Origin of the sequence: Plantactinospora alkalitolerans, from assembly GCF_015690345.1 — a bacterium.
GTDB classification, from domain to species: domain Bacteria; phylum Actinomycetota; class Actinomycetes; order Mycobacteriales; family Micromonosporaceae; genus Plantactinospora; species Plantactinospora alkalitolerans.
In genome coordinates this window covers 1-4,987 of record NZ_JADPUN010000189.1, presented here as the reverse complement: position 1 = coordinate 4,987, position 4,987 = coordinate 1, and the positions used below count along the sequence as shown (strand labels likewise).

The 4,987-nt window shown below is 74.4% G+C and carries 5 protein-coding genes; 3 read left to right on the top strand and 2 right to left on the bottom strand.

Features of this window, described 5'->3' with window-relative positions; genetic code table 11:
- Positions 1 to 2,260 (bottom strand): diguanylate cyclase (locus tag I0C86_RS20360; protein ID WP_407676332.1); only part of this gene is annotated, 2,260 nt, incomplete at its 3' end.
- 422 nt (positions 2,261 to 2,682) lie between these two features.
- Between I0C86_RS20360 and I0C86_RS20355 the strand changes: the two genes are divergently transcribed.
- From I0C86_RS20355 to I0C86_RS20345, 3 genes are all read left to right on the top strand, one after another.
- On the top strand, positions 2,683 to 3,297 hold the full coding sequence (locus I0C86_RS20355; RefSeq protein ID WP_196202854.1) for a 5-formyltetrahydrofolate cyclo-ligase: 615 nt from the start codon (positions 2,683 to 2,685) through the stop codon (positions 3,295 to 3,297).
- Positions 3,298 to 3,428: 131 nt separating this feature from the next.
- Positions 3,429 to 3,854 carry an FmdB family zinc ribbon protein gene (locus I0C86_RS20350; RefSeq protein ID WP_196202853.1) on the top strand — a complete coding sequence of 142 codons (426 nt, stop codon included), beginning with the start codon at positions 3,429 to 3,431 and terminating at the stop codon, positions 3,852 to 3,854.
- A 148-nt stretch (positions 3,855 to 4,002) separates the two neighbouring features.
- On the top strand, positions 4,003 to 4,626 hold the full coding sequence (locus I0C86_RS20345; RefSeq protein WP_196202852.1) for a flagellar biosynthesis protein FlgA: 624 nt from the start codon (positions 4,003 to 4,005) through the stop codon (positions 4,624 to 4,626).
- 69 nt (positions 4,627 to 4,695) lie between these two features.
- Here I0C86_RS20345 and I0C86_RS20340 read toward each other — a convergent pair whose 3' ends face one another.
- Positions 4,696 to 4,881, bottom strand: a complete 186-nt coding sequence (locus I0C86_RS20340; RefSeq protein WP_196202851.1) for a hypothetical protein — start codon at positions 4,879 to 4,881, stop codon at positions 4,696 to 4,698.
- Positions 4,882 to 4,987: the final 106 nt, after the last annotated feature.

The following is a 4,987-nucleotide window of genomic DNA, read 5'->3' as shown; positions in this document are numbered from 1 at the left end:
GACCCCGCTCCGCATCCGCTCGCCGGGCCGAGCCGTCACCCGCCCTGGGCAGCCCGTCGTCCGGCGACGCGGCGCCGACCCGTACCGGGATCTCCTCCGACACCGGTCTGCCGCCCGCCGTGGCCAGCCGGTAGGTGTCCCGGCCCGCCGCCTTGGCCGCGTAGAGCGCCTCGTCCGCCGCGGCCAGCAACTGGGGACCGGTGGCGGCGTGGTCGGGATAGACGGCGACGCCGACCGAGACGGTGACCGAGACCAGCGCCCGGACCGGAGCGAGCACCCCGGGGCGGGGCCGGATCGCGATCGGCGTCTCCCGGACGGCCGCGCCCAGCCGTTCGGCGACCGTCGCCGCACCCCGGGCGTCCGTCTCCGGAAGCAGCACCACGAACTCCTCGCCCCCCTGCCGGAAGGCGAGATCGACCTCCCGCATCGCGCCACGTATCCGCGCGGCGAACTCGGCCAGCACCGCGTCCCCCGCCGCGTGTCCGTACGTGTCGTTGACCTCCTTGAATCGATCGAGGTCGAGAGCGAGCACGCTGAGCATCCGGCCGAACCGGCTGGCCCGCTCGATCTCCCGCCGGATCGACTCCTTGAGATAGCGGTAGTTCCAGAGCCCGGTCAGCGGGTCGGTCAGCGACAGCCGCTGAGCCTCCTCGTGCACCCGCACGTTGTCCACCGCCACCGCGGCGTGGCCCGCGAAGGTACCCAGGGTGACCAGGTCGGCGTCGTCGAACTCGTCCGACCCGAGCCGGTCGTAGAGGGCGAGCACCCCGATGGCGGACTGCGGGTCGCCCGGTCCGGCGCCCAGGCTGCCGGCCATCCCCGCGTACCACGCACCCGATCCGAGCGCTCCGGCCGACCAGGGGGCAGCGGTGGCGGGACGCAGCGGCAGGGTTCCGCCACCGGTACCCGACGGTGGCGACAACGCCGGGTTGACCGGCGCGGAGGCCGAGAACGGCACCGCGACGTACGTCCGGCAGTGGGGTTCGTGCGCGTACAGCGGCGGCCCGTCCCGGTCCAGCCTCCCCCGGCGGGGCTCCCTGGTCGCCGCCACCGTGCCCAGCAGCCCACCGCCGAGGGGAACCCTCAGCTCCGGCGGACCGGGCTGGCCCGGCCGTTCGTCTCCGGTGGAACGGCCCTGACCCGGCTCGCCACCGTCCAGCCCTTCGGCGCACTGGCTCACCAGGATCCCCGTACCGGGGTCGAGCAGCAGCACCACCCCGGCCCGGGCACCGGTGGCCGCCATCGCGGTCCGCAGGATCACCTGGAGGATCCGGTGTAGGTCGTGGGTGCTGGCCAGCGTGTCACCCAGCACGCTGAGCTGGTCGCGCAACTGGTGCCGGCTGATCACCAGCGCCCGCAGATAGGACTGGGTGTCCCGGGTCATCCGGTTGAAGCTGTCGGCGAGCCGACCGACCTCGTCGGGCGCCCGGACCGGCACCCGGGCCGCCAGGTCGCCGTCGGCGACCCGATCGGCCGCCCGGGCGAGTTCGGCCAGTGGTCGGGTGGTCGAGCGGGCCAGCCGCCAGGCGGCAAGCGCCGCGAGAGCCCCGGCGAGCAGCACGCCGATACCGAGAGACCCGTACCGGGCCGTCGGCGGGTCGCGGGGTACCGACAGCACCAGCGGCAGCGGCTGGCCGGGCGACGGGCCGACCCGCCGGACGTACCGGCCGCACTCGGCCCGGACGACCTTGTCTCCGGAGATCCGTCGCGCGGCTTCGAGCACTCCGGCCCGGGCGCTGGCCGACTCGGTGCTCTGCGACTCCACCTCCGGCGACATCCCCGGCGACGTATCCGGTGACGTTTCCGGCGACGTCTCCGGTGACTCGACGCCCGCGGAACCGGCATCCGCCGGGGGGACGGCTCCGGACGGGTGGCCCGCACCCGACGGCGGGTCGGACGACGACGTACCCGACGACCTATCGGACGGGGGGCCGGCGGCGGGCGGCGCGGCGGAGGGTGCTCCGAGGACCGGCGGCACACCGATGACCGGCGGCATTCCGACGACCGGCGGCGGTGCGCTGTGCGGCGGGCTGTGCGGCAGCGGCCCGTCCCCCGGCGCGGTCCCGACCGGATCGGGCCCGCCCCGCATCAGCGTCACCGCGGTACCGCTGGCCGCGGCGAGCCGCCGGACGAAGGCGTCGTCCAGGACCTGGGCGGCCCACACCGCGCCGACCACCGCACCGAGCCGGTCCCGGAGTTCCACCCGCACGGCGAGAGCACGCAGCGCGGCGTCGGTGGCGGCCGGACCCGCGCACGACACCCACGGCCGGGGCGGCGCCCCCGGAGTGACGAACGCCGCGACCCCGGCGGGATTGGTGATCAGGACGGCGCCGGCCAGTCCGCGTGCCACCACCTCGGTCGCCGCGTCGACCCGACTTCCGGGATCGGCGAGCAGGGCGACGGCACCGGCCGTGGCGTGCAACTGTTGACAGAGTGCGCTGATCGAGGTCCGGACCGTGCCGGCGGCGAGATTGAGGCGGTCCTCGGACTGGTGGCGGCTGATCGTCGCCACCGTGCCGGCGACGAAGAAGGCGCCGAGCAGGACCGGTCCGAGCACCACGGCGAGGAAAGCTGTGGTCAAGCGTCCGCGCAGCGTCACTCATCCCCCCGGAAGCTCCGCACCCGATGCTGCGATGCTGACCCAACCGAATTGGTTAACCGGAGTCACGGCAGGAGTGTTACGTGCCGGATTTTTCGGATGAAGGTACTGGTCCGGCCAAGGCCGCGCTCCGGGTCCGGATGCTCGCCCGCCGCCGGGCGCTGTCACCGCAGGTACGCAGGGTCGCGGCCGGGCGGATCCAGGCCGAGTTGATCGCCCTGGTCCGGCGGGTACGACCGGCCCGGATCACCGGTTACGTCCCGGTCGGCTCCGAACCCGGCGGGCCGGACCTGCCGGACGCGTTGGCCGGGGCGCTCGGGCCCGGTGGGCAGTTCCTGCTGCCCGTACTCTGCCCGGATCTCGATCTGGACTGGGCGCCGTACGGTGGGCCGGCCTCCCTGGTCGCGGCCGGGCGGGGACTGCGGGAGCCGGCCGCCGAGCGGCTCGGTCCGGCCGCCGTCGGCACCGCCGAGCTGATCGTGGTGCCGGCGGTGGCCGTGGATCACACCGGTCTGCGGCTGGGCCGGGGCGGTGGCTCGTACGACCGGGCGCTGGCCCGGACCGACGAGAACGCGCTGACCGTGGCGCTGCTGTACGACGGCGAAGTGATCGACTCCGTTCCGCGCGGACTTCATGATCGTCCGGTCCGTTCCGTGATCACCCCGTCCGGCGGGTTCCAACTGCTGATCTCCGGCTGAACTCCGTCCCGCGCTGACACTCGGCCAGGGTCAGCCCCGACACTTTCGCTGGACGAAAGCGGGTACGATGCCGCACCATTGGCACTCGGATACGTCGAGTGCCAACAGGCTTGCAAGATCCGGAGGGATACGTGCCCACCTACCAGTACGCCTGCACCGAGTGCGGCCACCAGCTCGAGGCGGTGCAGTCCTTCACCGACGAGCCGCTGGCCGAGTGCCCGGCGTGCGAGGGCCGGCTGCGCAAGTTGTTCAACTCGGTCGGCATCGTGTTCAAGGGCTCCGGCTTCTACCGGACCGACTCCCGGGCCAACGGCTCGGAGGGCGGCACCGGCGGCTCCGCGGCGGCGAAGTCCGACTCCGCCAAGGGCACCTCCGGAGGCAGCGGCGACGCCAACCCGTCGAGCGGCGGCGGCTCCGGCTCGACCTCCGGTGGGGGCAGCGGCGACAGCGGCACGGGATCCGGCTCGGCCAACGGCTCGACCGGTACCAACGGATCCGCCAGCAAGTCGACGACGTCGACCTCGTCAACCTCGTCGTCCTCGACCAGCGCCAACTGACCCCGGCTGCGGCACGGTTATCCACAGGGCCCCGGGTTATCCACAGGCGGCTGGCTCGCGTCCACCGTCCGGCCCGGCCCTCGCCTAGCCTCCTGCGCATCGGACGGCGCCCCCGGGTGCTGGCGTCGTCGGCCCCGGGAGGCTCGCCATGCCGCACGACCGTACGCCCGCCCGCCGCGACGGCACACTGGCACCGCGCCGCTGGCCGGTACGACCGAGCGGCGGTTCGACCCTGCGCTGGGCGTTGGTCGCCGCCCTGCTGACGCTCGCGCTCGGCCTGCTCTACCTGCGTCAGCCCTCGTCGTCCTGCCCCGATCCGGCCATCGCGGAGCGATCCGCCGGAGGCTCCTCGGTGCCGACCCCGGCGGGTACGACGTCGGGGTCCGGCGGGCCCGCGACCAGGGCCGGCGCGTCCGGTGGACCCGCAGCCAGGGCCGGCGCGTCCGGCGTCCCGCCCGGAACCGGCGGAGGGTCGTTACCGGTGCCGGCCGGGGCGGTCGGTGTCCCGATCCGGCTCGCCGAGCCGGCCGCGTTGACGGTGGCCCGGCCGGGAGCCCGGGTGGATCTGCTGGCGGTGCCCGGTGGCGATCGGGTGGGCGGGGCTCCGAGGTCCACGGTGCTGGCGGCCCGGGTGCTGGTGCTCGACGTGCTGGAGGCTGGTCCCGACGAGGGCGCGGCCAGTGCGATCTACCTGGCGCTCAGCCCCGACCAGGCGCACCGGGCGGTCGGCATGCCGGAGCCCACCCGTTTCGCGATCATCGTCCGGCCCTAGGAAGTGCCGTCGGCCCGGACATCCACGACCGGGCGAAATCCGCGCGTCCGTCCCGGTCCGGAGGATCCGTCAGTCCCAGTGTGGCGGACGCTCGGCCAGCAACCGGTCGTCGTTGGAGTCCGACAATTCGCCCCAGCCCCGGTCGGTGTCGTCCACGGACTGGTCGGGCAGCACCCGATGATCGTCGGTCAACTCGACAATTCGGTCGTCGTCCCGGGCCTCACCCGTGGCACGCGGTTCGTCCGCCCTGTGCACCAGGGAAGCGTACCCGCGCCCCCGCGTGCAGGCGTGGCCGTGCACGGCGGGCGGCGCGACCGGAAGCGTGGCCGTGCACGGCGGGCGGCGCGACCGGAAGCGTGGC